General features: G+C 75.3%; 25 protein-coding genes. 12 read left to right on the plus strand and 13 right to left on the minus strand.

All coding sequences use genetic code 11. The features are described 5' to 3' along the window. Positions 1 to 41 precede the first annotated feature (41 nt). From ACRYM0_RS08365 to dnaA, 5 genes are all read right to left on the minus strand, one after another. On the minus strand, positions 42 to 707 hold the full coding sequence (locus ACRYM0_RS08365; protein WP_432503958.1) for a DciA family protein: 666 nt from the start codon (positions 705 to 707) through the stop codon (positions 42 to 44). Beyond that, positions 697 to 1872, minus strand: coding sequence for a DNA replication/repair protein RecF (recF, locus tag ACRYM0_RS08370; protein ID WP_432503960.1), 1176 nt, complete (start codon positions 1870 to 1872; stop codon positions 697 to 699). Before recF ends, ACRYM0_RS08365 begins: the two co-directional genes overlap by 11 nt. A 10-nt stretch (positions 1873 to 1882) precedes the next feature. Next, positions 1883 to 2794 carry a phosphogluconate dehydrogenase (NAD(+)-dependent, decarboxylating) gene (gene gnd / locus ACRYM0_RS08375; protein ID WP_432503962.1) on the minus strand — a complete coding sequence of 304 codons (912 nt, stop codon included), beginning with the start codon at positions 2792 to 2794 and terminating at the stop codon, positions 1883 to 1885. Positions 2795 to 2845: 51 nt separating this feature from the next. Beyond that, on the minus strand, positions 2846 to 3973 hold the full coding sequence (dnaN, locus tag ACRYM0_RS08380; RefSeq protein ID WP_432503964.1) for a DNA polymerase III subunit beta: 1128 nt from the start codon (positions 3971 to 3973) through the stop codon (positions 2846 to 2848). A gap of 714 nt (positions 3974 to 4687) precedes the next feature. Next, positions 4688 to 6241, minus strand: a complete 1554-nt coding sequence (dnaA, locus tag ACRYM0_RS08385; RefSeq protein WP_432503966.1) for a chromosomal replication initiator protein DnaA — start codon at positions 6239 to 6241, stop codon at positions 4688 to 4690. 360 nt (positions 6242 to 6601) lie between these two features. Between dnaA and rpmH the strand changes: the two genes are divergently transcribed. The 10 genes from rpmH (at position 6602) to ACRYM0_RS08435 (ending at position 13851) form a co-directional block, all read left to right on the plus strand. Beyond that, a complete protein-coding gene (rpmH, locus tag ACRYM0_RS08390; RefSeq protein ID WP_166610470.1) occupies positions 6602 to 6739 on the plus strand; it encodes a 50S ribosomal protein L34 in 138 nt (45 codons plus the stop codon). Between the two features lie 25 nt (positions 6740 to 6764). Next, positions 6765 to 7112 (plus strand): ribonuclease P protein component, encoded by a 348-nt coding sequence (gene rnpA, locus ACRYM0_RS08395; protein ID WP_432503969.1) that lies wholly within the window; start codon positions 6765 to 6767, stop codon positions 7110 to 7112. After that, on the plus strand, positions 7109 to 7405 hold the full coding sequence (gene yidD, locus ACRYM0_RS08400) for a membrane protein insertion efficiency factor YidD (RefSeq protein WP_432503971.1): 297 nt from the start codon (positions 7109 to 7111) through the stop codon (positions 7403 to 7405). The genes rnpA and yidD overlap by 4 nt, the downstream gene beginning before the upstream one ends. Positions 7406 to 7441: 36 nt before the next feature. After that, positions 7442 to 8461: a membrane protein insertase YidC gene (yidC, locus tag ACRYM0_RS08405; protein WP_432503973.1), complete on the plus strand. Its 1020-nt coding sequence runs from the start codon at positions 7442 to 7444 to the stop codon at positions 8459 to 8461. A gap of 35 nt (positions 8462 to 8496) precedes the next feature. After that, on the plus strand, positions 8497 to 9114 hold the full coding sequence (locus ACRYM0_RS08410) for a Jag family protein (protein ID WP_432503974.1): 618 nt from the start codon (positions 8497 to 8499) through the stop codon (positions 9112 to 9114). Positions 9115 to 9149: 35 nt separating this feature from the next. Beyond that, positions 9150 to 9923 carry a 16S rRNA (guanine(527)-N(7))-methyltransferase RsmG gene (gene rsmG, locus ACRYM0_RS08415; RefSeq protein WP_432503976.1) on the plus strand — a complete coding sequence of 258 codons (774 nt, stop codon included), beginning with the start codon at positions 9150 to 9152 and terminating at the stop codon, positions 9921 to 9923. 56 nt (positions 9924 to 9979) lie between these two features. Then, positions 9980 to 11239 carry a ParA family protein gene (locus ACRYM0_RS08420; RefSeq protein WP_432504003.1) on the plus strand — a complete coding sequence of 420 codons (1260 nt, stop codon included), beginning with the start codon at positions 9980 to 9982 and terminating at the stop codon, positions 11237 to 11239. After that, on the plus strand, positions 11236 to 12552 hold the full coding sequence (locus ACRYM0_RS08425) for a ParB/RepB/Spo0J family partition protein (protein ID WP_432503978.1): 1317 nt from the start codon (positions 11236 to 11238) through the stop codon (positions 12550 to 12552). Before ACRYM0_RS08420 ends, ACRYM0_RS08425 begins: the two co-directional genes overlap by 4 nt. A gap of 141 nt (positions 12553 to 12693) precedes the next feature. Further along, positions 12694 to 13356 (plus strand): GNAT family N-acetyltransferase, encoded by a 663-nt coding sequence (locus ACRYM0_RS08430; protein WP_432503980.1) that lies wholly within the window; start codon positions 12694 to 12696, stop codon positions 13354 to 13356. A 192-nt stretch (positions 13357 to 13548) separates the two neighbouring features. Further along, positions 13549 to 13851 (plus strand): hypothetical protein, encoded by a 303-nt coding sequence (locus tag ACRYM0_RS08435; RefSeq protein ID WP_432503983.1) that lies wholly within the window; start codon positions 13549 to 13551, stop codon positions 13849 to 13851. Positions 13852 to 13946: 95 nt separating this feature from the next. Here ACRYM0_RS08435 and trxA read toward each other — a convergent pair whose 3' ends face one another. The 6 genes from trxA to ACRYM0_RS08465 form a co-directional block, all read right to left on the minus strand. Then, a complete protein-coding gene (trxA, locus tag ACRYM0_RS08440) occupies positions 13947 to 14273 on the minus strand; it encodes a thioredoxin (RefSeq protein WP_242129965.1) in 327 nt (108 codons plus the stop codon). A gap of 32 nt (positions 14274 to 14305) precedes the next feature. Beyond that, the gene (gene trxB, locus ACRYM0_RS08445; protein WP_432503985.1) at positions 14306 to 15346 is read right to left on the minus strand and encodes a thioredoxin-disulfide reductase; all 1041 of its coding nucleotides are present in this window, start codon (positions 15344 to 15346) and stop codon (positions 14306 to 14308) included. A 112-nt stretch (positions 15347 to 15458) separates the two neighbouring features. Continuing rightward, positions 15459 to 16289 (minus strand): hypothetical protein, encoded by an 831-nt coding sequence (locus ACRYM0_RS08450; RefSeq protein ID WP_432503986.1) that lies wholly within the window; start codon positions 16287 to 16289, stop codon positions 15459 to 15461. 67 nt (positions 16290 to 16356) lie between these two features. Next, complete coding sequence (sigM, locus tag ACRYM0_RS08455; RefSeq protein ID WP_432503988.1) at positions 16357 to 16953, minus strand: RNA polymerase sigma factor SigM; 597 nt, start codon at positions 16951 to 16953, stop codon at positions 16357 to 16359. Beyond that, positions 16950 to 18506 (minus strand): protein kinase family protein, encoded by a 1557-nt coding sequence (locus ACRYM0_RS08460; RefSeq protein ID WP_432503990.1) that lies wholly within the window; start codon positions 18504 to 18506, stop codon positions 16950 to 16952. Before ACRYM0_RS08460 ends, sigM begins: the two co-directional genes overlap by 4 nt. Positions 18507 to 18624: 118 nt before the next feature. Further along, positions 18625 to 19785 carry a C40 family peptidase gene (locus tag ACRYM0_RS08465; protein ID WP_432503992.1) on the minus strand — a complete coding sequence of 387 codons (1161 nt, stop codon included), beginning with the start codon at positions 19783 to 19785 and terminating at the stop codon, positions 18625 to 18627. A 139-nt stretch (positions 19786 to 19924) separates the two neighbouring features. On the opposite strand from ACRYM0_RS08465, the gene murJ reads away from it, so the two are divergent. After that, complete coding sequence (gene murJ / locus ACRYM0_RS08470; protein ID WP_432503995.1) at positions 19925 to 21619, plus strand: murein biosynthesis integral membrane protein MurJ; 1695 nt, start codon at positions 19925 to 19927, stop codon at positions 21617 to 21619. Here murJ and ACRYM0_RS08475 read toward each other — a convergent pair. Beyond that, positions 21596 to 23935 (minus strand): DUF6049 family protein, encoded by a 2340-nt coding sequence (locus ACRYM0_RS08475; RefSeq protein ID WP_432503997.1) that lies wholly within the window; start codon positions 23933 to 23935, stop codon positions 21596 to 21598. The genes murJ and ACRYM0_RS08475 overlap by 24 nt on opposite strands. Continuing rightward, positions 23932 to 24408 (minus strand): NUDIX hydrolase, encoded by a 477-nt coding sequence (locus ACRYM0_RS08480; RefSeq protein WP_432503999.1) that lies wholly within the window; start codon positions 24406 to 24408, stop codon positions 23932 to 23934. The genes ACRYM0_RS08475 and ACRYM0_RS08480 overlap by 4 nt, the downstream gene beginning before the upstream one ends. A gap of 146 nt (positions 24409 to 24554) precedes the next feature. Here ACRYM0_RS08480 and ACRYM0_RS08485 point away from each other — a divergent pair, with 146 nt between their 5' ends. Then, positions 24555 to 25991, plus strand: coding sequence for a CCA tRNA nucleotidyltransferase (locus tag ACRYM0_RS08485; protein WP_432504005.1), 1437 nt, complete (start codon positions 24555 to 24557; stop codon positions 25989 to 25991). Positions 25992 to 26124 lie beyond the last annotated feature (133 nt).

The raw sequence follows: 26124 nt of genomic DNA on the forward strand, positions 1-26124 counted from the left end.
GCAGCGCGCGTTCCGCGGCTCCCGCACCACCAGCGGCCCGGTCACCCGTAGGTGTCGCGCGGGCCGCGCCCGCCGGGGGCGGAGCGGTTCCCCTTGCGCCAGGACGGGCCCTGCGGCCCGCGCACCACGACCTTCGTCACCACGCCGTGGCCCAGCTCCTCGTCCAGGCGCCGCACCAGCACGCTCGTCAGCAGGCGCACCTGCGTGGCCCACGCCGTGGACTCCGCGCGCACCACGAGCGTGCCGTCCTTGAGGGTCTCCGGCGCGCAGTGCCCCGCCAGCTCCGGGCCGACCACCGCGTCCCAGCGCCCGAACGCGCCGCCCACCGCCACCGGCTGCTCCCAGCCCCGCTCGCCCACGAGCCGGCCCAGGGTGGACTCCAGGGTCTGCGGGTCGCGCGCGTCCGGCCAGGCCCCCGAGCGGGCCGAGGCGCCGGTGCGGCGCGCCCGCTCCTCCGCCCGGGTGGCACCGCCGCCGCGGCCGCCGGCGCCCTGGCCCGCGCGCCCGGGTCGCAGGCCCTTGGCCGCGGCCGCGGCGCGCGCCCGGCCCAGCGCCGTGCGGGCCAGGTCCGCCCCCGTCGTGGTGGCCTCCTGGCCGGTGGACGGCTCGGGCAGGTCCGCGCCCGCGTCCGCGACGGGCTGCGCGGGGTCCTCCGCCGGACCCTCCCGCGGCGCGTCGGCGTCTCCGCCGGCCGCGTCAGTCGCCACGGACGGCGCTGCCCGTGCTCACGAGCACCCGGTCGGCCCCGCTGCCCCGCAGGGCCTGCGGGACGTCCTCCGGCACCGCGGCGGTCACCAGCACCTGCTCGGCGCCGGCCACCACCTGCGCCAGCCGCTCGCGCCGCCCGGCGTCCAGCTCGGCGAACACGTCGTCCAGCACCAGCACCGGACCGCCCGGGTCGGTGTGCTCGTCGTCCTCGCGCAGCAGCCGGTAGCTGGCCAGCCGCAGCCCCAGCGCCACCGACCAGCTCTCCCCGTGGCTGGCGTACCCCTTGGCGGGCATCCCCCCCAGCGTCAGCACCAGGTCGTCGCGGTGCGGGCCGACCAGGCACACCCCGCGCTCCAGCTCCGCCTTGCGCTGCTCGGCCGTGGCCGCCAGCAGCGCCAGGCGCAGCTCCTCGCGCAGCGGCAGCGCACCGCCGGCGGCCGTGGCCGCCCCCTCGGACAGGACCGGGAGGGACGAGCGGTAGCCGAGCTCCAGCTCCCCCTGCCCGCCGCTGACCGTGCGGTACGCCTCCGACGCGGGCCCGCGCAGGTCCTCCAGCAGCGCCAGGCGCGCCGCCAGCAGCTCCGAGCCCACGGCCGCCAGGTGCTCGTCCCACACGTCGAGGGTCGAGGCGTCCGCGCGGCCGCTGCGCAGCGCCGCACCGGCGGACTTCAGCAGCGCCGTGCGCTGGCGCAGCACCCGCTCGTAGTCGCTGCGCACCCCGGCCAGGCGCGGCCAGCGCGTGACGAGGAGGTCGTCGAGGTAGCGCCGGCGCCCGTCCGGGTCGCCCTTGACCAGGGCGAGGTCCTCCGGGGCGAACAGGACGGTGCGCAGCACCCCCAGCAGCTCGCGGGGACGGCGCAGCGGGGCGCCGTTCAGCCGCGCCCGGTTGGCGCGGCCGGGCGTGATCTCCAGCTCGATCAGCGCCCGGCGCTCCCCCCGCACCAGCTGCGCGCGCACCACGGCCCGCTGCGCCCCCTGGCGCACCAGCGGGGCGTCCCCGGCCACCCGGTGGCTGCCGAGCGTGGCGGCGTACCCGATCGCCTCGACCAGGTTCGTCTTGCCCTGCCCGTTCAGCCCCACGAACGTCGTCGTGCCCGGCCGCAGCTCCAGCTCCAGGCCGGGGTACGAGCGGAAGTCGACCAGCGACAGGTGCGCGACGTGCACGCGCTCGGCGTCAGTGCGTCGAGCCGGAACCCGAGGTGGGCCCGGCGGCGTTCACCGCGTGCCCGCCGAACTGGTTGCGCAGCGCGGCGACCGCCTTGATCGACGGGGAGTCCTCCTGCCGGGAGGAGAAGCGCGCGAACAGGGCCGCCGCCAGCACCGGCATGGGCACGGCGTTCTCGATGGCCTGCTCCAGCGTCCAGCGGCCCTCGCCGGAGTCCTGGGCGTAGCCGCGGATGTTGTCGAGCTTGGGATCCTCCTCCAGGGCCCGGACCATGAGGTCCAGGAGCCAGGAGCGCACGACCGTGCCCCGGGTCCACGCCTTGAACACGGCGGGGACGTCCTTGATGATCCCCTTCGCCTCGAGCAGCTCGTAGCCCTCGGCGTAGGCGTGCATGAGGCCGTACTCGATGCCGTTGTGGACCATCTTGGAGTAGTGGCCCGCGCCGACGCCGCCGGCGTGCACGAAGCCCTCCTCGCGCGGGCCCTCGGGGCGCAGGGCGTCGAAGATCGGCATCGCGAGCTTCACGTGGGCGTCGGCGCCGCCGCACATGAGGCCGTAGCCGTTGTCCTTGCCCCACACGCCGCCGGAGACGCCGCAGTCCATGTACCCCGTGCCGCGCTCGCTGAGGAGCTTGGCGTTGATCTCGTCGTCGGTCCACTTGGAGTTGCCGCCGTCGATGACGAGGTCGCCGTCGCCCAGCAGGGGGGCGAGGTTCGCGACGGTGTCGCGGGTGACCTTGCCCGAGGGGACCATCACCCACACGACCTTCGGGGAGGGCAGCGCCTCGACCAGCGCGGCCAGCGAGGGGACGTCGGTGACGTCCGGGTTGGGGTCGTACCCCGTGACCTCGATGCCCTTGTCACGCAGGCGGGCGCGCATGTTGCCGCCCATCTTCCCCAGACCGACGAGTCCGATGTGCATCGGGACGACCCCTTCCTTCCCCGGCTGCCCGGGGTTCGCGTGCGTGCCGGCTCAGCCGGCGAGGCGGACCGGCATCAGCAGGTACCGGTAGCTGTCGTCGTCCTCCCCCTCGGCCTCGGCCTGACCGGTGATGACGGCGGGCCGGGTCGACTGGGTGAACGACAGGCGGGCGTAGGGCGCCGACAGCGCTCCCAGCCCGTCCAGGAGGAACTGCGGGTTGAAGGCGATGGCGATGGGCTCGCCCATGAGGGACGCCTCGAGGGCCTCCGTCGCCTGCGCGTCCTCGCCCTGCCCCGCCTCCAAGGACAGCACGCCGTCCTCGAAGCGCAAGCGCACGGGCGTGTTGCGCTCGGCCACCAGCGCCACGCGCTTGACGGCCTCGGCCAGGGCTGCGGTGGACACCACGGCGTGGGTGGGGGACTCGGCCGGGAACAGCGCCCGCACCTTGGGGTACTCCCCGTCCACGAGCAGCGAGGTGGACTGCCGGCCGTCGGCGGAGAAGCCGATGAGGTCGCTGCCCCCGTCGGCCAGGGCCATGCGCAGCGTGCTCGTGCCGCCCAGGGAACGGGCGACGTCGGACAGCGTGCGGGCCCGCACCAGCGCGGCGGTGGTGAAGTCCGGAGTGCTGGGGTTCCAGCGCAGCTCGCGCACGGCCAGGCGGTAGCGGTCGGTGGCCAGCAGCGTCAGCCGGCCGCCCTCGATCTCCAGGCGCACGCCCGTGAGGATCGGCAGGGTCTCGTCCCGGCTGGCCGCGACCGTCACCTGGGCGACCGCCTCGGTGAACTCCGAGCCCGGCACGGTCCCGGACTCCCCGGGCATCGCGGGCAGGGCGGGGTACTCGTCGACCGACATCGTCAGCAGGGTGAAGCGGCTCGCGCCGCAGGTGACGACCACCTTGGAGCCGTCGGTGGTCAGCGTCACCGGCCGCGGCGGCAGGCTGCGCGAGATGTCGGCCAGCAGGCGGCCGGAGACGAGCACCCGCCCACCGGTGCGGACCTCCGCGGGGACCTCCACGCGCGCGGAGACCTCGTAGTCGAAGGTCGACAGCCGCAGCGTCCCGTCGTCGCCGGCCTCCAGGAGCACTCCCGCCAGCACCGGCACGGGGGGCCTGGACGGCAGGGCCCGGGCCGCCCACGCGACGGCGTCCGCCAGCACGTCGCGCTCGACCTGCAGCTCCACCAGGTACCGCCTCCCGCCGAGTCCACCTCGTCCGCACCCACCCGCAGCGCGGGCGGCTTCCGACAGTAGTGGAGAGCCTGCCGGTCGGTGCAGGCGGCCGTCCACCGCCCGTCCACCGGTCTCCACAGCCTCCCCGGCTCCTCCGGGGCAGGGGTGGAGGTCCCCCGTCCCCAGCAGGTGTCCACACATCTCGTGGGTTGACGGATCCATCTCCAGGGGGATCCATCGTCGTCGTCGCCCTTGTGCAGCCTGTGGATGGACGGGCGTCGTCGCAGGTCAGCGCGGTCGGCGACCCGTTCTGGGCGTGTGGACCGCCTGCGGACGCCGGCCGCCTCCCGTCCACAGGCCTGGGGACGGCGGGAACGGCGCCCACAACCGTCCCCAGGCGGTCCCTGCGGTGTCCACGGTTCGTCCACCGGGTTGTCCACGGTTGGGGATGTCGGTGTCCACAGAGTTGTCCCCAGCGTGTGGACACCCGTGGACAACCTTCGCGACCCTCCGGACGAATGTGGGTCCACCTGTGGAGAAAACGATTTCCGTGGGGTGCCGAGCGCTCCGGACGCACGAGAGCCCCCGCACCGGGGGGTGCGGGGGCTCAGGGGAACCGTGCGGAAGTGCACAGGTGTGGGGACAACCTGTGGACGACGGCGCTCAGCTGGGGATCGCTGGGGACGACGGCCCCTCAGCGGCCGGTGGTGCGCTGCAGGAGGCGCCTCAGGCGCCGGCCTGCTTCTTGATGCGGTTCGTCAGCTCGGTCACCTGGTTGTAGGTGCTGCGCCGCTCCGCCATCTGCTGCTTGATCTTGCGCTCGGCGTGCATGACGGTCGTGTGGTCGCGCCCGCCGAAGTGCTGACCGATCTTGGGCAGCGACAGCTCCGTCAGCTCCCGGCACAGGTACATCGCGATCTGCCGCGCCGTCACCAGCGTGCGCGAGCGCGACGTGCCGCACAGGTCCTCCAGCGTCACGCTGAAGTACGACGCCGTCTGCCCCATGATCGCCGCTGCCGTGATCTCCGGCGTCTCGTCGTTGGGGATGAGGTCGCGCAGCACGATGTCGGCCAGCTGCATGTCCACCGGCTGCCGGTTCAGGCTCGCGAAGGCGGTGACGCGGATGAGCGCCCCCTCCAGCTCCCGGATGTTCGAGGAGATCTTCGAGGCGATGTACTCGTTGACGTCCTCGGGCACCTCCAGCCGCTCCCCGATCGCCTTCTTGCGCAGGATGGCGATGCGGGTCTCCAGGTCCGGCGGCTGCACGTCCGTGATCAGGCCCCACTCGAAGCGGCTGCGCATCCGGTCCTCGAAGCCCGACAGCTGCTTCGGCGGCAGGTCGGAGGTGATCACGACCTGCTTGCTCGCGTTGTGCAGCGTGTTGAAGGTGTGGAAGAACTCCTCCTGCGTCTGCACCTTGTTCGACAGGAACTGGATGTCGTCGATGAGCAGCACGTCGACGTCCCGGTACCGGCGCTGGAACGCCTGCGCCTTGTCGTCGCGGATGGAGTTGATGAAGTCGTTGGTGAACTCCTCGGAGTTCACGTACCGCACCTGCACCCCCGGGTAGAGGTTCTGCGCGTAGTGCCCGATGGCGTGCAGCAGGTGCGTCTTGCCCAGCCCCGACTCGCCGTAGATGAACAACGGGTTGTAGGCCTTCGCCGGCGCCTCGGCCACCGCCACCGCCGCGGCGTGCGCGAAGCGGTTGCTGGCGCCGATGACGAAGGTCTCGAAGATGTACTTCGGGTTCAGCCGGGCGTTCTCGGTCTTCGCGCCCGGCTTCGAACGGGACGCCTGCCGTCCGGTGCCGGCACCGCGGTCCACCTTGAAGCCCGTGAACAGCAGGTCCGGGTCGGAGTCGTCCAGCGAGGGGTCGTCCTCGCCCGCCGCCGGCGAGGAGCGCACGTCCGCCTCGCCCTCCGGGCGGGCCCCGCGCTCGCGCTCCAGGCTGCTGACGCCCCCGCCGGGGCCCGTGCCGCCGTGCTCCCCCGTCAGCTCCGGGGCCAGGGTCTGCCCGATGGAGGTGTCGACCGTGACCGCCAGCCGCACCGCGATGCCCAGTTGCTCGCTCAGCGCGCGGGTCAGCGGCTCGCGGACCTTCTGCTCGATGACCTCCTTGGTGAGGTCGTTGGGCACCGCCAGCAGCGCCGTGCCGTCCAGCAGCCCCAGCGGCCGGGTCAGCCGCACGAACGCGCGCTGGTGCGGGGTCACACCGCCCTCGTCGAGCTGCGCGACCGCGCGCTCCCAGACGTCGGGGAAGTTGCCCCGGTCGGTCTCCACTCGAGCCATCTCCCGTCGTGCCCGGCCAGTTCGACGGGCTTCGTCCACACCTCTGTCCACACACTGTGCACGACGGCCGGGTAGGACGAGGCACCCCTCGACGCGCCAGGGTCAGCGGGGGCGTCGGCAGTCGGACGGGACGGTAACAACGGCGGCGGTCGCCGTTCAAGTGGCGTCCGCCGGGCGGTCACCTGCACGGGGCACCGGGTGGCGCGACGGCGCTTTGACCGGGGTGGGGGCGCCACCGTACCCTGCTGGGGATTGTGCTCCGTGGCACCTCCGGTGCGCCGAACGACTCGGCCGCCACCGGCAAGGACCGACGGCGGAGCCCCGGCCCTTCAGCGAGCATGGAGAACTGACGTGAGCAAGCGGACCTTCCAGCCGAACAACCGTCGGCGGGCCAAGACGCACGGCTTCCGCCTGCGCATGCGCACCCGCGCCGGCCGCGCCATCCTCTCCGCGCGCCGCGCCAAGGGCCGCGCGCAGCTGTCCGCCTGATCAGCGTCCGCACGAGCGGCACCCGGTGCTGCCGGCAGCGCACCGCCTGAGGTCGCGGGACGACTTCACCGTCGCCCTGCGCCAGGGCGTGCGCGCCGGTACCCGCCGTGTCGTCCTGCACTGGGCGCAGACCGACGAAGCCCACCCCACGAGGGTGGGCTTCGTCGTGTCCAAGGCCGTGGGCAACTCCGTGGTGCGCAACCGCACCCAGCGGCGCCTCCGGCACCTCGCGGCCGCCCGCCTGCCGGTCCTGCCGGCGGACGGCGGCCTGCTCGTGGTGCGGGCGCTGCCCGCGGCCGCGGGCGCCACGTCGTCCGACCTCGCCGGAGACGTCGACCGGGGGCTGCGCCGCCTCGGACTGACGCCCTCGTGAGCCCCGCCGGCGGCTCCGAGCCGCGCTCGTGGTGGCACCCGCTGCGCTGGCCGGCGCTGCTGCTGGTCGCGCTGGTGCGCACCTACCAGTTCACTGTCTCCCCCGTGCTGGGGCCGACGTGCCGGTTCTACCCGTCCTGCTCCGCCTACGCGGTCGAGGCGCTGCGCACCCGGGGAGCGCTGGTCGGCACCTGGTTGACCGTTCGAAGGCTCCTGCGATGCCACCCGTGGAACCCTGGTGGCGTCGATCCCGTTCCGCCCAGGGGTCCCTCAGGGCGGGGACAGCACCGATGAGGGCGAAGAGCCCGTCTCGAGAGGACTAGCCGCAGCATGATCGAGTTCTTCTACGACCTCTTGTACCCCATCCAGTGGGTCGTCGCCTGGATCATGGTGCGCTTCCACGACCTGCTCACCGCGATCGGGCTCGACCCGGCCGGTGGTGCGGCGTGGTCGCTGTCCATCGTGGGCCTGGTCGTCGTCATCCGCGTCCTGCTCATTCCGCTGTTCGTCAAGCAGATCAAGGCGATGCGCGGGATGCAGGTCATCCAGCCGGAGATGCGCAAGATCCAGCAGAAGTACAAGGGCAAGACCGATCCTGCCAGCCGTCAGGCGATGCAGCAGGAGATGATGGCCCTGTACCGCACCTCGGGCACCAACCCGATGGCGAGCTGCCTGCCGATCCTGCTGCAGTCGCCGATCTTCTTCGCGCTCTTCCACACCCTCAACGGCATCGGCAAGGGCGAGGCCGTCGGCCCGCTGAACGCCGAGCTCGTCGAACAGGCGGACAACGCGACGATCTTCGGCTCGCAGCTGTCCGACATCTTCCTGCAGTCCTGGGGCCAGGAGGGTGAGCTCAGCACCATCGTCCTCACCGCGGTGATGATCGTGCTGATGTCGCTGTCGCAGTTCATCACGCAGAAGCAGCTGATGGCGAAGAACACCTCCTCGGCGTCGATGGAGGGCAACCCGTTCGCGCAGCAGCAGAAGATGATGCTCTACATCCTGCCGGTCATCTTCGCCGTCTCCGGCGTCAACTTCCCGATCGGTGTCCTCTTGTACTGGCTGACGACGAACGTGTGGTCCATGGGGCAGCAGTTCTTCGTGATCCGTCGCATGCCGAACCCCGGGTCCGTGGCGGAGAAGCAGCTGCAGGAGCGCCGTGCGCGCCGCGCCGCCCGGCGCGGCCAGGTGCTGCCGGCCACGGACGCCGGCGCCGCCGCGTCGGCCGACCACCCCACCACCACGGCTGCGCAGGCTCGCCGCCAGCGCCAGCAGCCCAAGCGGGGCGGCAGCCGGGAGAACCGGCGCCCCAGCGGCTCGCGCAGCAAGCAGCGCCCCGGCAACCGCTGACACGACCGACCACGAACGACCGAGGAGGACCACGGGTGAACGCCACGACCGGCGCGGTGGAGACGGACGCCGAGGACGCTGCGACGACCACCGCTGGACGCCCCGCACCGCAGCGGCCCGGGACCGCAGCCAAGCGGCTCGAGGAGGAGGGCGACATCGCCGCCGACTACCTCGAGGAGCTGCTGGACATCGCCGACCTGGACGGCGACATCGACATCGACATCGACAACGGGCGGGCCTCGGTGGCGATCGTGGCTGACGAGGCGGGCACCCCTGCCCTCCAGCGCCTCGTCGGTGCTGACGGCGAAGTGCTGGAGGCGCTGCAGGAGCTGACGCGCCTCGCGGTGCAGGCGCAGACCGGTGACCGCACCCGGCTCCTGCTGGACGTCGCCGGGTACCGCGCGGACAAGCGCACCGCCCTGGTCACCCTGGCTGAGGAGGTCTGCGCCCGGGTCCGCGCCAACGGCGAAGCGGAGCGGCTGGAGCCCATGTCGGCCTTCGAGCGCAAGGTCGTCCACGACGCGGTCTCCGCGCAGGGGCTGACGAGCGAGTCGGAGGGTCAGGAGCCGCAGCGGCGGGTCGTCGTCCTGCCCGTGGCCGGAGACGCTGCCGACGAGACGGTCACCGACACGGCTGAGGAGTCCGCGGACTGACCCGGCTCCTGCTCCCCGGCGGATAGGGTGGCCGGGTGCTAGACGAGGTTCCCGAGGGCGGTGGCGTTTCACGTGAAACGCTACCGCCCTCCGTCGTTCCCCCGACCGCTGCGGACGTGTTCGGCGATCAGCTGAGCGCGGTGACCGCCTACCACGATTTCCTCGCCACAGCGGGGGTGGAGCGCGGCCTCATCGGCCCGCGCGAGGTGCCTCGCCTGTGGGATCGCCACCTGCTCAACTGCGCCTACCTCGGTGACCTCATCGAGGAGGGCAGGACCGTCGTGGACGTCGGTTCGGGAGCGGGCCTGCCGGGCATCGCCCTCGCACTGGCACGCCCCGATCTCCGGGTGCAACTCATCGAGCCCCTTGAGCGCCGCTACACCTTCCTGCGTGAGGCGATCAGCCGCGTCGACCTCGGGGACCGGGTCGCGGTGGCCCGAGGTCGAGCGGAGGACGTCACCGGCGAGTTCTCCGGCGACGTGGTGACGGCCCGAGCCGTCGCACCGCTGGCGACCCTCTACGGCTGGACCCTCCCGCTGTGCCGGCAGGGCGGGTACCTGCTGGCCATCAAGGGCCGCAGCGCGGCGGAAGAGGTCGCCGCTGCATCCACGGTCCTGGCTGAACTCGGCATCGACAGTGCACCCGAGGTCGTGCACTGCGGCCCGGCCGGGGACGAGGGCACCACGGTCGTCCGAGTCGCGCGGGGCAACGGTCCACTGCGTCGGCGTCCAGTGCAGTCCGGGACCGGCAAGACCCCTGGCAATCGGCGTCAGCGGACGTCACGAACCTCTGGAAGGAAGAAGGCGTGACGCACTTGGGATGGTTCGGGACGCTGCGGTCGGCCTCGTCGCGAGGACTCGGGTGGCTGGGGCGCGCCGAGCAGGCGAACGCCCCTCATGTTCCACGTGAAACCACAGACCTCGCCGTCGCAGCTTCACCGTCGATGCCGGCCGCGGCCCCCGAGGCCACGCCCCCCGCTCCCCGAACCGCTGCGGGGGAGGAAGGCGCCGCCCCCCCAGCCCCCTCCTCCGTCGCCGTGGAGGCTCCCGCGGTCGATGAGGCCGTTTCACGTGAAACGAGCACCGAGGGACGGGAAACGGGAGCGGTCGACGCCCCCGGAGAGCCTGAGGGCTTCGCCGTCCCCGCTGTTCCACGTGAAACGGTGCGCCCCTTCGTGCAGGAGCGCTTCCCACGGCCGGCTGAGACCCGGATCCTCACCATCGCGAACCAGAAGGGTGGGGTCGGCAAGACGACGACCGCGGTCAACCTGGCGTCGGCCCTCTCCGCCGCGGGCCTGAAGGTCCTCGTGCTCGACCTGGACCCGCAGGGCAACGCCTCCACGGCTCTGGGCATCGAGCACCACGCGGAGGTGCCCGGTGTCTACGAGGTCCTCGTGGAGGGCAAGGCGCTGGCCGAGGTGGTGCAGCGCTGCGACGAGGCCCCGGACCTGTGGTGCGCTCCTGCGACCGTCGACCTGGCCGGCGCGGAGATCGAGCTTGTGTCCATGGTGGCGCGGGAGTCCCGGCTCCAGCGGGCGTTGACCAAGTACCTCAAGACCCTCGAGCGCAGCGGCGAGGGGCGGGTGGACTACGTCCTCATCGACTGCCCGCCCAGCCTGGGTCTGCTCACCATCAACGCGTTCGTGGCCGCCCCCGAGGTGCTCATCCCCATCCAGTGCGAGTACTACGCGCTCGAGGGCCTGAGCCAGCTGCTGGCGAACATCGAGCTGATCCAGGAGCACCTCAACCCGGACCTGACGGTCTCCACGATCCTGCTCACCATGTACGACGGCCGCACGCGCCTGGCGGCGCAGGTGGTGGACGAGGTGCGTCAGCACTTCGGCGGTCAGGTGCTGCGGGCCCTCGTTCCGCGCTCGGTGCGCATCTCGGAGGCACCCAGTCACGGCCAGACGGTCATGACGTACGACCCGTCGTCCTCCGGGGCGCTGGCGTACCTGGAAGCCGCCAGGGAGATCGCCCACCGGGGCGAGACGCTGGACGCGGTGTCGGACGGGGAGCAGGGCGTCGCCGCCGTCGCGCCACCGCCGGCGAGCGACCCGTGGTCGCGGTGGACGGACGGAACAGGGAGCCGGCGCGGTGTCGCGTCGAAGGAGGGTGGAGCGTGAGCGAGAAGCGGCGTGGGCTCGGACGTGGTCTGGGCGCGCTCATCCCCAACGGTGCGACCGCACCGTCAGCGGCCCGGGGCGGGGCAGCGGCACCGCCACCCGTGATGCGCCCCGGCGCGCGGCCGGTGGACCTCTTCTTCGACCAGACGACGGCGCGACTGCCCCGCCCGGCCGAGGAGGCCGCTGAGCCGGTCGTGCCCGTCGAGGCACCCGTCGAGACCCCTGTCGAGGAGGCGCGCGCAGCCACCGCGGTCGCCCCCGTCGAGGAGGAGGCGGCAGCGGACGCCGCCGGGGCACCGTTCGGCGACGAGGGGACCGGGTCCGGCGACACCCCGCAGCCGAACGAGGTGGTCGGGCCCGACCAGGACCCCTCCGCGGCGCCGGTGGACCCGCCCGCGGACGACCCGGCGGACTCAGCACCCAGCACCACCACGGTCCAGTCGGCGACCGAGCCAGCGGACGAGTCCACGGAGGGTTCCGTGGACGGCCTGCTCCCCGTGCCGGGGGCCCGCTTCGCCGAGGTGCCGATCGGTGCCATCACGCCGAACCCGCGTCAGCCCCGCACCGTCTTCGACGAGGACGAGCTGGCCGAGCTGGTGCACTCCATCAGCGAGATCGGCGTCCTCCAGCCGGTCGTCGTGCGTCCGATCGACGCCGCGGGCGACGGCTCGCCGCGCTTCGAGCTCGTCATGGGCGAGCGGCGCTGGCGTGCAGCCACCGAAGCCGGGTTGAACGCGATCCCGGCGATCGTCCGCGACACCGCCGACGACGACCTGCTGCGCGACGCCCTGCTGGAGAACCTGCACCGCAGCCAGCTGAACCCGCTGGAGGAGGCCGCGGCGTACCAGCAGCTGCTGGAGGACTTCGGCTGCACCCACGAGGAACTGGCTTCCCGCATCGGCCGCTCCCGTCCCCAGATCAGCAACACGCTGCGCCTGATGAAGCTGCCCCCGCTGGTGCAGCGCCGCGTCGCCGCCGGTGTGCTCAGCGCGGGGCACGCCCGGGCGCTGCTCGCCCTGGAGGACGGCGGGGCCATGGAGCGCCTCGCCCAGCGCATCGTCGCGGAGGGGCTGTCCGTGCGGGCGGTGGAGGAGATCATCGCCGTGGGCGACGCCGACGCCGCGCCGCGCCGGCGCAACCCGGCCGAGCCGCGCCCGGAGATCGAGGCGCGCGCCGCCCAGCTCGCCGACCGGCTGGACACCCGCGTCCGCATCAGCGTGGGACGCACGCGGGGGCGCCTCACGGTCGATTTCGCGGGCCTGGAGGACCTGGACCGCATCCTGCGACTGCTGGACGCTCCCCGGGCGTCCTGACGCCCGTGGGGGTCGGGGAGCGGTGCCTCCCCGACCCCCACCGCTCGGCCCACCCGGTGCGGCCGGCGCGCTCGTCGCGCCGGGTGGAGCCGCCACCTAGGATGCCCAGGACGCGCAGGGAGAACAGAGGGGGTCGCCCCGGTGGGTCGCCGCATGGCGCCGTTGACGCTCGACACGGTCGCCGACCTGCCGAAGGCGGCGCGCCGGTGCGTGTTCTGGGAGCTGGACGCCGTGGCCGCCCAGCGCGCCGAGGAGGCCGGCTACCCGGACTTCGAGAAGGAGGCGTGGATCTCCTCGGTGCTGCTGCAGTGGGGCCCGTGCGGTCGTCTCGTGCACGTCGACGAGCAGGCGGTGGGGTTCGTGATGTACGCGCCCCCGTCGTACGTGCCCCGGCAGACGGGTTTCGCGACGTCCCCGGTGAGCGGGGACGCGGTGCTGCTGACGACGGGCTGGATCGACCCGGCCTTCCGCGGGCAGGGCCTGGCGCGGATGCTGCTGCAGGGCGCGGCCAAGGACCTCACCCAGCGCGGCGTCAAGGCCGTGGAGGCGTTCGGCGGCACCCACCTCGTGCCGGGCGGCGACGGCGACGAGCGCTGCGCGCACGACACGTCCGAGCCGTGCGTGCTGCCCGTGCACCTGCTGGAGTCGGTGGGCTTCACCGTGGTCCGGCCGCACCACCGCTACCCGCGGCTGCGGCTGGAGCTGAAGAACGCCATCAGCTGGCGCGAGGACGTCGAGGCGGCGCTGGAGCGGCTGCTGGGCAGCGTGCGGGTGCCGGTGCTCAGCGGCATCGCGCACGGCTGAGGGCCTCCGTCGGGCCCCGCCGCCCCGCCGCGCGGGCCCGGGTGGCGCTCGCGCGGGAACGGCCTACGCTCCGCCTCGAGCACCCTCCGCGGCGTCCCGCGCCGCGCGCCGGCGACCGGTCCCCCGGGCCCGCTCACGCACCGGTGCGTCGTGGAGGTGCGTCCCACCGGTGACGTTCTCGAGGAGGTTCTCGTGTTCGACGTGCCGGCGGCCGGCGTGGTCCTGGCCGCCTCGCTGACGATCGCCGCCGTGGCGGCCGGTGCCGTGGCCCTGTGCCTCGTCGCGGTGCTGGTCGTCGCGCTCACGGGGCTGGGCCTGGCGGGTGCGGTCCACCTGGCGGCGTGGGTCGGACTGCGGTGCGCGCGCCTGCGCGGCCGCGCACGTGCGGTCGGCGCTCCGGCCGTGCACCCCGCACCCCCCGTGCTGCGGCTGCCCCGGCCGCGCCGTGCACCCCGGGCGGAGGTGGAGCAGCCCCGGCAGCCGCTGTCCGCCTGAGGGCTCCCGGCCCGGCGCGAGCACCGCGGGACGCGGTGAGCGCGAACGAGCCCCGGCACCGCGGAGGCGGTGCCGGGGCTCCGGGGACGTCCTGCTCAGCCGATGACGTCGGACAGCTCGGCCAGGATGTCCGGCTTCGGCCGCGCACCGAGGATGCTCTTGACGACCTCGCCGCCGGAGTAGACGTTCATCAGGGGGATGGACGTCACGCCGTACTTCGCAGCGGTGCGGGGGTTCTCGTCGGTGTTGAGCTTCACGATGGTGATCTTGTCGCCGTGCTCGGCGGCGATCTCCTCCAGGACGGGCGCGACCCGGCGGCACGGGCCGCACCACGGCGCCCAGAAGTCCACCAGCACGGGCTTGTCGGAGTTCAGGACCTCGGCCTCGAAGGTGTCGTCGGTGACGGCGGTGGTGGCGCTCACGGGGAGCCTCCTCGTTCTCGCAGGGGTGGGGGTCAGCGCGCGCGCGGCTGCGGGCGCTCGACGGTGCCGGCGGACGCCGCGATCGGCACCTCGGTCTCCTCGCGGGGCGGGTCGACGTGCTGCTCGACGTCGCCGCGGGCCGCGAGGTACCGCTCGGCGTCCAGGGCCGCGGAGCAGCCCATGCCGGCGGCGGTGATGGCCTGCATGTAGGTGTGGTCCACGACGTCGCCGGCGGCGAACACGCCCGGCACGTTCGTCTTCGTGCTGCGGCCCTCCACGAGCACGAAGCCGTTCTCGTCGAGGTCCACCTGACCCTTGACGAGCGCGGTGCGCGGCTCGTGGCCGATGGCGATGAACAGGCCGGTGACCGGCAGGTCGCGCTCGGCACCGGTGACGGTGTCGCGAAGCGTCAGGCCGCTGACCTTGTCCTCGCCGTGGATCGCGGCGACCTCGGAGTTCCACGCGAAGCGGATCTTGGGGTCCTCCTGGGCGCGGCGGACCATGATCTTCGAGGCGCGCAGCTCGTCGCGGCGGTGCACGATCGTCACGCTGCGCGCGAAGCGCGTCAGGAACGTGGCCTCCTCCACGGCGGAGTCACCGCCACCGACGACCGCGATGTCCTGGTCGCGGAAGAAGAAGCCGTCGCAGGTGGCGCACCAGCTCACGCCCCGGCCGGACAGGCGCTTCTCGTCGGGCAGGCCGAGCTCCCGGTACGCGGACCCCAGGGCGAGGATCACGGCGTGGGTGCGGAACGTCTGCCCGCTGCCGGTGACGACCTCCTTGACCTCGCCGGACAGGCGCACGTCCACCACGTCGTCGGTGACCAGCTCCGCGCCGAAGCGCTCCGCCTGGGCGCGCATGTTGTCCATGAGGTCCGGCCCCATGATCCCCTCGGGGAAGCCGGGGAAGTTGTCGACCTCGGTGGTGTTCATCAGCGCACCGCCGGCGGTGACGGAGCCCTCGAACACCAGGGGCGCCAGCTCGGCGCGCGCCGCGTAGAGGGCCGCGGTGTACCCGGCAGGACCGGAACCGATGACGATGACGTTGCGGACGACGTCCACCGAGGGGCTCACGGGGGAACCTGCTTCCTTCGATCCGGGGCGCGACCGGGACGCCGGTCGCGTGCTGGCCTCAACCGATCGTAGGGCGGTGCTGTTCCCCTGCGCGCCCCCCTCCCCGCAGCGCTCAGGGCGTGCCCGGGGCGGGCAGCTCCACGCGGTTCAGGGGCTCCTCGCCGGGCACGCAGTCGAGGGCGACCACGACGACCTGCCCGGCCCGGCCCTGCGCGGGCCGCTCCACGACGAGGGCGGCGGGTTCGGAGCGCCAGGCGGCGATCTGCACGGCGGCGACCGAGGCGGCGTCCACACCGGTGGCCCGCGCGCACGCCAGGGCCTGCTCGGCGGCGGGGCGCTGCGCCTCGTCCGGGGTGCCGGTCAGCGGCACCGCCGAGGACTTCAGGTCGCGCTCGGCGTCGATGCCGGGCAGCGCGTCGGGAGCCGGCCGGCCGGCCGCGGAGCCGCCGTCGGCCGGTGCCGCGAGCAGGGACGTCCCGGCGGCGGCCACGGCCGCGTCGGCGGCGTAGTCGGTGCTGCTGCGCAGCACGGGCACGGCCGCTCCGGCGGCGGTGGCTCCCGTGCCGGTGTCCCCCGCGGCCGCGGCGCTGCCCGTGTCGGCGGCGCCGCCCGCGGACGTGCTGGAGCTCTCGCCGCTGCCGGCGTCGAGCTGGGCCGTCACGCCGACCCCGACGGCGACCACACCGGCGGCGGCGCCCGCCGCGAGGGCGCGGCGCCAGCGCAGCCCGCGCGAGCGGCGGTGCCCGGCCAGCGAGGCGACCCGGGCGCCCGGCTCGTGCGCGTCCTGGTCCTCGCGGGCGCGGGCCAGCGCGGCGTCGACGCGGGCGACCACGTCGGCGGGCATCGGACCTGCGGTGTCCGCCGCGGCGCGCAGCAGCTCGCGCACGCGCGCCTCCTCCGGCGGCAGCGGCTCGCCGCCCACCGGGTCCCCGGACCCCGTCACCCCGCACCTCCCGCGCGTTCCCCCACCGGCCCGTCCACCGGGCCCCCGCTGTGACGCGCGGCGGCCCTCACGGGTTCCCGCCCGGCGCCGCGCCGCGCAGCAGCGCCGCCAGCGCGGTGCGCCCCCGGGAGCAGCGCGACTTCACCGTGCCGACGGCGACGTCGAGGACCTGCGCGGCCTCGGCCACCGGCACGTCGTACATGTCGACCAGCACCAGCGCCGTGCGCTGCGCCTCCGGCAGCAGCGCCAGGGCCCGCGTCACGTCCAGGCGGGCCTCCACGGCGCCGGTGCCGTCGGCGGACACGGCGAGGGCCGCGCCGGTGCGGGTGGAACCGCCGTCCGGGCCGGTCTCCTCCTCCAGCGGCCGGGCGGGGCGGGCGGCGCGGCGGCGGGCGCGGTCCAGGCAGGCGTTGACGACGATGCGGTGCAGCCACGTGGTGACCGCGGAGTCGCCGCGGAAGCGGCCGGCGCCCCGCAGCGCGGACACCAGGGCGTCCTGCACGGCGTCGGCGGCCTCCTCGCGGTCGCCCGTGGTGCGCAGCGCCACCGCCCACAGCCGGTCGCGGTGGCGGCGCACGACCTCCCCGAACGCGTCGGGGTCGCCGGCGACGTGGGCGGCGATCAGCTCGGCGTCCGTGCGCGGGTCGCGGGGTGCCTCGCTCACGACGCCGCGGGCGTCCCCAGCACCTGCACGTCGCCGACGGAGACGCGGAACTCCCCGTCGGTGGTGGGGGCCTGCGTGAACCACAGCAGCAGCTGCCCGGCGCGCACCGGCTCGGGCGGGGCGAGGGTCTGCGCCCCGCCGGCGGGGGCCTGCGCCACGACCGCGGAACCCGCCAGGGGGTCCTCGCCGCCCGGGGTGGTGCGCAGTTCCACGGTGCCGCCCTCGCCGCCGGCGGTGAGCTGCACGGACGTCACGTCCACCTCGGCGCCCAGGTCCAGCAGCAGCCCCACGCCGTCCTTCAGGCCGCCGAAGTCGGCGGTGTCGTAGCGCTCGCTGTCCCAGGCCGTGGCGGGGTCGCCGTCGGTGACCCGTTCGGGGGCGGTGCCCTCCTCGCCGTCGCCGAGGGGGTCCACCGCGGTGACCGCCGCCACCGGCAGCGGTGCCGGCGCCGCCGGCGGCGGGGCGGGAGCGGGGGCGGGGGCGCTCGTCGCGGCCGGGGGGGAGGCGGCCGTGGAGGTGGCCACCGCGGGCGACGCGGGACCGTCGTCGTCCGGGCTCAGCCCGCGCAGCTGCCACAGCGCCAGGACGAGACCGGCCAGCACCACCCCGGCCACCAGCGCGATCACCAGGCGGGAGTCCTCCCGCTGCGGGCGCGCCGTGGAGCGCGGCCGGGTGAACGGCACCGGCGGCTCCTCGTCGGGGACCACCTCGTCGCGGTTGAGCAGCCGACCGCGGAACTCCGCCGCGGCCAGCTCCCCGCGCATCCGGCGCAGCGCGTCGCCCAGGTCGTCCAGCGACCACGGCGCGAGCTGCAGGGCCAGCTCCGCCGGCTCGCGCGGGCCGTCCTGGTGCGGGCCGAACGTCACCGCGCACAGGGTGTCCAGGTCGTTGGGGGCGTCCGGCCGCAGCTCCTTCGGCGGCACCGGGACGCCGTCGACGGCGGGCGCCGGCGGCAGCCCGGGCGCCGCGGGCAGCTCCTCGAGCACCGGCCAGGTCCCGGTCAGGCCGGCGTGCACGAGCGCGACCAGGCCGACGGCGTCGGCGCGGTTGGCCAGCGCCGCCGCGCGGCTGGGGGACACCGCCGGCGGATCCTCCTCCAGCGCGGCCTCCACGCCCACGCCGAGCACCCGCACCACCGCGTCCGGGCCCAGGACCACGGACTCCGGCGTCAGGCGGGTGTGGTGCAGGCCGCGGCGGGCGGCGGCGTCCAGCGTGGACGCGGCCTCCCCCACGAGCCCGCGCACCGCGGCCGGGCTCAGCGTGCCCTCGCGCAGCAGGTCGCCCATCGTCCAGCCCTCGACGGCCTCCTCCACGACGAACGCCAGGGCCCGCCGTTCCCCCGAGGCCGCCTCGTGCAGGTCGGTGCCGGCGTCCAGGACGCGCGGCACGTGCGGGTCGGTCAGGGTGGCGGCGCGCCGGCCGGCGTCGAGGAACTCCGCGGCGCGCGGGTCGCCGGCGTCCAGGGTGCGCACCCGCACCCACCGGTCCAGCGTGGTGTCCCAGCCGAGGTGGTCGGTGCTGGGGGAGGTGGCGGGCAGCTCGCGGTGCAGCACGTACCGGTCCGCGATGCTGCTGCGGCCGACGCCGTCCAGTGTTCCCCCCGGGTCCCGGGCGCACCGCGCGTGCGCCAGCGGGCCCGCGAGCGCGGGCCGGGCCCCATGCTAGGGCGGCTCAGCCCGCCACCGGGCGGACCGCGCCGTACAGGCCCGGCATGGCGACGCCGGCCTCGCGCACGACGTCGCCGCTGTGCGGGGCGTGCAGCACCCTGCCGCCCCCCAGGTACAGCGCGACGTGGTGGATGCTCGAGGGGGAGCTGCCGCTGGCGTAGAAGACGAGGTCGCCGGGCAGCAGCGCGTCCAGCGGCACCTTCGGCAGCGCGGCGTACTGCTGGCGCGAGGTGCGGGGGATCGCGGTGCCGGTCTGCCGGTAGGCCCACTGCGTCAGGCCGGAGCAGTCGAAGCTGCCGGGGCCGGTGGCGCCCCACGCGTAGGGCAGGCCCAGTCGGGTGCGGGCGGCGGCGACGGCGTCCTGCGCCGCGTCGCCGGTGGTCGCCGCGGCGGCCCCGGTGGTGACGGCGTCGGCCACCCGGGTGCTCGTGCCCGTCGCGGCGCCCGTCGTGCTGCTCGCGGTCGCGGCGTCGGCGACCCCGGCGCGGGCGGCGGTGGCCGCCGCGGCGGCCAGCGCCTCGGCGCGCGCCCGCTCCTCCTCGGCGGCCACGGCGCTGACGACGGCCGCGTCGGCGCCGGCGAGCAGGCGCTCCTGCTCGGCGAGCGCGGCCTGCACGCGGTCGCGGGCCGCGGCGGCGGCGGAGCGCGCGGTGGTCCTGGCGGCGCGCACCTGCTCCAGGCGGTCGGCGGCCTCGGCGACGGCGGCGACGTCGGCGGTGCGGGCGGCGCGCGCGGCGCGGTCGGCGGCGGCCGCGGCGTGCAGGCCGTCGAGGGAGCCGGTGGCGAGCGCGCCGGAGACCCGCTGGGCGAGGGACAGCTGCCCGGCGGCGCCGTCGATGTACAGCGACCGCACCCGCCGGACGGCGTCCGCGGCGGTGCTGCTGCGGGTTCCCGTGGCGCGGTCGAGGGCGCTCTGGGCGGCCACCTCGTCGTGGACGGCCGCGCGCCCCTCCTCCACGGCGGTGCCGTACTCCTCGGTGGCCACGGACGCCTCCAGCCGCAGCGCGGCCACCCGCTCGCGCAGCCGGGCGGCCTGTTCGCGCAGCACCGCGCTGCTCGTGGCGGTGGCGGCGGCGGTCGCGGTCGCGGTGGGAGAGGGGGCGGACGGTTCGGCGGCCGCGGTCAGCGGGGCGCACGGCAGCAGCAGCGCCGCACCCAGCAGCACCGCGGCACCCCGACGCAGCCGCCCGTCCCCACCCCACGCACCTCGCACACCCGGTCCATCGGCCCCGCGGCCGGCGGGCTGGACCGCCCGGACGGGTGGTGCGTGCCCGCTCCGCCCGCGCATCGGCGACCATCGGGGCGTGAGCACGACACGCCGCCCGGCGCCCGCCGCCCCCTCCGAGCCCCCGGCACCCGACACGCCGACGGAGTCGCTGGCCCGTTCCAGCGCCCTCATGGCGTCCGGGACGCTGGTGTCGCGGTTGCTGGGGTTCGTGCGCACCGCGGTGCAGGGCGCGGTCCTGGGCGTCAGCACGCAGGTCGGCGCGCAGACGTTCGACGTCGCCAACAAGGCGCCCAACATCTTCTACATGCTGCTGGCCGGCGGGGTGCTCAACGCGGTCCTCGTGCCGCAGATCGTGCGGGCCCTGAAGCGCCCCGACGGCGGTGAGGACTACGTCAACCGGCTCATCACGCTCGCCCTGGCCGTCATGGCGGGCGCCACCGTGCTGCTGACGCTGGCCGCGCCGCTGGTCGTGCGCGGGTACGCGCCGTCCTGGCAGGCGGAGTGGACGGCGCTGGCCACGCTCATGGCGTTCTGGTGCCTGCCGCAGGTCTTCTTCTACGGCCTGTTCACGGTGCTGGGGCAGGTGCTCAACGCCAAGGGCAGCTTCGGGCCGTACATGTGGGCGCCGGTCGTCAACAACGTCGTCGCGATCGCCTCGCTGCTGGTCTTCGCGCTCGTCGCCCCGGGAGCGAAGGAGTGGTCCGCCGGGGACTTCGACGCCACCTCGATCGCCGTGCTCGCCGGCGGCGCCACCCTGGGCATCGTGGCGCAGGCGCTGGTCCTGCTGTGGCCGCTGCACCGCTCCGGGTTCCGGTACCGGCCGCGCTGGGGCGTGCGCGGTTCCGGCCTGGGCACCGCCGGCCGCGTCGCCGGGTGGACGTTCGCGGGCGTCGTGGTCGGCCAGCTGGTGTTCGTGTTCACCACGCAGATCGCGACGGACGCCGGCGAGTACCTGACGGTGAACGACCTGGAGGGCGCCACCAACGCCACCTACACGCCGGCCTACCTGCTGTTCATGCTGCCGCACTCGCTGGTGGCGGTCTCGCTGGTGACGGCGCTGTTCACCCGGATCAGCTCCGCCGCCGCGGGCGGCGACACCGCCGCGGTGCGGCGCGACTTCTCCTCCGGGGCGCGCACCGTGCTGGTCGCCGGGGTGCTCGCCACCGCCGCGCTCGTCGCGCTGGGGCCGTGGATCGGCATCGCCCTGTTCGGCGGCGACGGCTTCTTCGTGGGCCGAGTGGCCGCCGCGATGGCCCTGGGGCTGGTGCCGTTCAGCGTGACGTACCTGGTGCAGCGCGTGTTCTACGCCTACGAGGACGCCCGCACCCCGTTCACCGTCTCCGCCGTCGTCGCGGCCGTCATGGCCGCCGGGGACCTCGCCTGCTGGCTGCTGCTGCCGCCGCGGTGGACGGTGCTGGGCATCGCCCTGGCGATGAGCCTGTCCAACGTGGTGGGCGTGGTGCTGGGCCTGGTGCTGCTGCGCCGCCGGCTGCGCTCCCTGGACGGCGGCGGCCTCGACGGCCACCGCGTGCTGCGCACCCTCGTGCGGGCGCTGGTCGTCGGCGCGCTCTCCGGCGGCGCCGCGTACGGGGTGGCCGTGCTGATCGCGCGGCTGGGCGACTCGCGCGCCGTGGCCCTCGCGGTCGTCGTGGTGGGCGGGCTGGTGCTGCTGGGCCTGTTCGTCGCGCTGTGCCGGGTGATGCGGGTGCGCGAGCTGAGCGACCTGGCCGCCCCGCTGCTGCGCCGGCTACCCCTGCCCGGTCGGCGCTGAGGGGCGCTGCCCGTCCCGCTGCCCGGCGGTGCCGCCGCCGTCCGCACCGTGGTCCGTGCCGTCGTCCACGTCGGCGTGCGGGGCGGCGTCCACCCGGCGCCGCCCGCGGCGCACCGCCCGCACCAGGCCGGTGGCCAGCAGCGCCGCCGCGCCGCCCCCGACGAGACCGGTCAGCCAGCCCTCCAGGTCGGCGCGCACGTTCACGTCCAGCTCCACGGCCTCGCCCAGCTGCAACCCGTCGGGGGTGCGCAGCCGGGCCTCCACCACGACGCTGCCGTTGGCCAGCGCCCGCACCGGCACGCCCACCCGGAGTTGACCGTGCGCCGGCACCGTCTGCACGGGCACCTGCGTCAGCTGCACGCGGGGGCTGCGCGGGCGCAGCACCAGCTCCACCCGCACCGGTGCCGACAGCTCGTTGACCACGGTGACGGGCAGCTCGGTGCGGGTGGCGGCGAGGTTGAGCACGCTGCCGGGCAGCACGTGCACCGCGCTCAGGAGCGCGGCGACGTCCTCCTCCAGCTCCCGGCGGCCGGCGCGCACGTCCGTCAGGTGCCCCCGCCAGGAGGCCGCCAGCAGCATCAGCGCCGAGCGCTGCACGGCCCCGGCGGCGGTGGCCGCGCCCTCCAGGGCGCTGCTCAGCTCCGCGAGCGTGGCCACGGCGGCGTCCACGGCGGCGACGTGCACCACCGGCAGGACCGCCCGCCGCGACGTCGTCGCCGGCACGGGCACCTCGCTGCGCTCCACGTCCGGCACGGGGGTGGCCAGCAGGTCCGTCAGCGGCTGCCACGACGCCCACCCGGAGGTCTCCACCGCGGTGACGAGGCGCTGCACGGCGGCCGGGCGCGGGTCCAGGGTGCGGGGGGCCGCGACGAGGAGGCTGCGCGGGTCGCTGGGCCGCTGCAGCGTGATCGTGGCGATCTCGGCCAGGACCCGCTGCACGAGGGCCGCGGGGCTCTGCTCCCCGGTGGCCCCCTCCTCCGCGGCCCCGTCCCCGGACTCCTCGACGGCCGCGCCGGCGGTGCGCACCAGCAGCGCGGACAGGGCGCTGTCGGCGACGAGCACGGCCAGGGCGCCGTCACCGGTCCCGCTGCCGGTGTCGACCACCGCGCGCCCGGTGGGGGTGTAGGTGAGGTCGTCGCCGGTGGTGAGGGTCTCGTCGTCCAGGACGACGGCGGTGGCGCCCGCCCGTGCGGCCAGGGACAGCGCCTCGGCGTCGGCGGTCTCGTCGGCGGGCCACGCCACGTCCGTCAGGACGGTGGCCGCACCGCTCAGGGCCGCGGCCACGTCGGCGCCGGCGGCCTGCGCGGCCGTCAGCAACCCGGCGCCCTCGGGTGCGGCGCTCAGCGAGGCCAGGTCCGGGTCGCCGTGCGGCAGGGCGACCAGGCAGCGTCCCTGCGCGGCGGCGGCGAGCCGCTCGCGCCAGGCGGTCAGGGTCGCGACCACCGCGGCGGGGTCGTCGGTGCCTGCGGGCAGGGTCGCTGCCGCCGACCCGGCGGCCTCCGCGGACGGGTCGGTGGCGGGGTCGTCGGGCTGCCCGGCGCCCTCCTCGCCGGCCGCGGCGACGGCGGGCAGGACGGTGGCGAGGACGGCGGGGTCCACCGCCCAGGAGGTGCGGGAGTCGCTGGAGGCGTCCAGCAACCGCCCCAGCCGCCCGTCGACCTCCGCGGCCAGCCCGGCGGCCTCACGGGTGCGCCCCGCCACCAGGGGCAGCAGCAGCGTCAGCAGGGTCGTGCGGACCCCCTCGGGCACGCTGGAGACCAGGAAGGTGCGCACCAGCCCGACGCGCTCGCCGGAGGCGTCCAGCACCTCCACGGCGGCCGGGTGCGCGCCCTGCCCGGTGCCCAGCTCCGCGGCCTGCAGGATCAGGACGACCTCCGCCCGGCCGCCGGGGGCCAGCGGCCCGGCGGCGACGTCGACGGGGTCGGAGGCGACGGTGGTGCGGCCCAGGGAGGCATCGGCGTCGGCGCTCTCCCAGCGGTCTAGGGAGTAGCGCGCCACGACGGGGGAGCGCTGCGCGACCAGGTGCGCCCGCAGCCCCTCCAGCGCCTGCTCGCCGTCGTTGACGACGCCGGCGCGCACCGTGACGAGGGAGCGGGCGGGGTCGTCGGCGGCGTACGTGGTGGGGGTCACGTCCAGCACGGTGACCCGCAGCGGCAGGGCGTCGTCCGCGGCGGTCGCGGTCGCGGTGGGCGTGGTCTCGGCCGCGCGCGCCGGGGCGGCCCCGGCGAGCGCCGCGGCACCGGCCAGCCCGGCGAGCACGTCGCGCCGGCGCGGGCGGGCGGTGGCGGTCGCGGTGGTCACGGTGGTGGGGGTCACGCCAGCTCGCCGAGCCGCAGCAGCGCCGCCTCCACTGCCCGGCGCTCGTTGGGGAAGGCCAGGCGCGCGTCGAGCTCGCGGAACGGCACCCAGGCCACGTCGACGGCCTCGGCGTCGGGGTCGTTCTCGACGGTGAGGTGCCCGCTGACGGCCTTGAGCAGGAACAGGTGCACGACCTTGTGGATGCGCCGCCCGTCGGCGGAGAACCAGTAGTCGATGCTGCCGAGGGCCTCCACGACGACGCCGCGGATGCCGGTCTCCTCCTCGATCTCGCGCACCGCGGTCTCCTCGAGGGTCTCGGTGCCCTCGGGGTGGCCCTTGGGCAGGCACCACTCCAGGCGCCCGGCCCGGTTGAGGCGGCAGATGACCGCGGCGCGCGGCTCGCCGGTGCTGACGTCGACGACGAGCCCGCCGGAGGAGGTCTCCTGCACGGTGGGCAGCCGGCGGCGCGGCTCCCGGGCAGGTCTGACCATCGGCTCACTGTAGCCAGGGAGGTGGTCCACCTCTGGCACCCTTGGACCCCGTGCTGCACCCCGAGGGACACGACGGACCGGACGAGGCGCTGGAGCGCGCTCTGGACGAGGCGCGCGGGCGCGCGGTGCGGGCGCTGGAGCCGGTGATGCCGGTGCTGGTGGACCTGGGCCGGCGCTTCGAGCAGGCCGGCCACGAGCTGTCCCTGGTGGGCGGTCCGGTGCGCGACGCCTTCCTGGGCCGGCGCTCGGCGGACCTGGACTTCACCACGGACGCGCGCCCCGACGACACGGTCGCGATCCTCAAGCGCTGGGGCGACGCGTTCTGGGAGGTGGGCCGCGAGTTCGGCACGATCGGCGCGCGCAAGCGCTCCGGCGGGGTGGACGTCGTGGTGGAGGTGACGACGTACCGCTCGGAGAGCTACGACCCGGACTCGCGCAAGCCGGAGGTCTCCTACGGCGACGACCTCGTGGGCGACCTGTCGCGGCGCGACTTCACGGTGAACGCGATGGCGCTGCGGCTGCCGTCGCTGGACTTCGCGGACCCGCACGACGGGCTGACGGACCTGGCGGCGGGCGTGCTGCGCACCCCGGTGACGGCCGAGCAGTCCTTCTCCGACGACCCGCTGCGGATGATGCGGGCGGCGCGGTTCGCGGCGCAGCTGCGCCTGCGGGTGGCGCCGGACGTGCTGGCGGCGATGACGGCGATGGCCGGGCGGATCACCATCGTGTCGGCGGAGCGGGTGCGCACGGAGCTGGAGAAGCTGCTGCTGGCGGTGGACCCGGTGGCGGGGCTGCGGCTGCTGGTGGACACGGGCCTGGCCGACCACGTGCTGCCGGAGCTGCCGGCGCTGCGCCTGGAGATCGACGAGCACCACCGCCACAAGGACGTGTACGAGCACTCGCTGACGGTGCTGCAGCAGGCGATCGACCGCGAGGACGGCCCGGACGGGGACGTGCCGGGCCCGGACCTGCTGCTGCGCCTGTCGGCGCTGCTGCACGACGTCGGCAAGCCGCGGACGCGGAGGTTCGAGGAGGGCGGCGGCGTGAGCTTCCACCACCACGAGGTGGTGGGCGCGAAGATGGTGGCCAAGCGGCTGAAGGCGCTGCGCTTCGACAACGACACGGTGAAGGCGGCGGCGCGGCTGACGGAGCTGCACCTGCGCTTCCACGGCTACGGCGACGGGGAGTGGACGGACTCGGCGGTGCGCCGGTACGTCACCGACGCCGGCCCGCTGCTGCCGCGCCTGCACAAGCTGACCCGCAGCGACTGCACGACCCGCAACCAGCGCAAGGCGAACCGGCTGGCCGCCGCGTACGACGACCTGGAGGCGCGCATCGCGCGGCTGCGCGAGCAGGAGGAGCTGGACTCCATCCGCCCCGACCTGGACGGCACGGCGATCATGGAGGTGCTGGGGATCGGGCCCTCGCGCACGGTCGGCCGGGCGTACCAGCACCTGCTGGGCCTGCGCATGGAGCGCGGTCCGCTGGGCGAGGACGCGGCCCGCGAGGAGCTGCTGGTCTGGTGGGCGCAGCAGCCGGAGTCGTCGCCGCAGCAGCCGGAGCCCCAGCAGCCGGAGTCCTGATCCCCCACCCCCTCCCCACCGGCTCGACGGCGAACTCCAGGGCGTGACCTACCTCAGCGGTCCCGGGTGTCCCGAGGAAGCCCCCATCGGCTAGCTCTCCTGCCCGACCGGGGACCGTGGAACCGCCCCGGGT

This window comes from Kineococcus arenarius subsp. arenarius, assembly GCF_050871845.1.
Taxonomy (GTDB): domain Bacteria; phylum Actinomycetota; class Actinomycetes; order Actinomycetales; family Kineococcaceae; genus Kineococcus.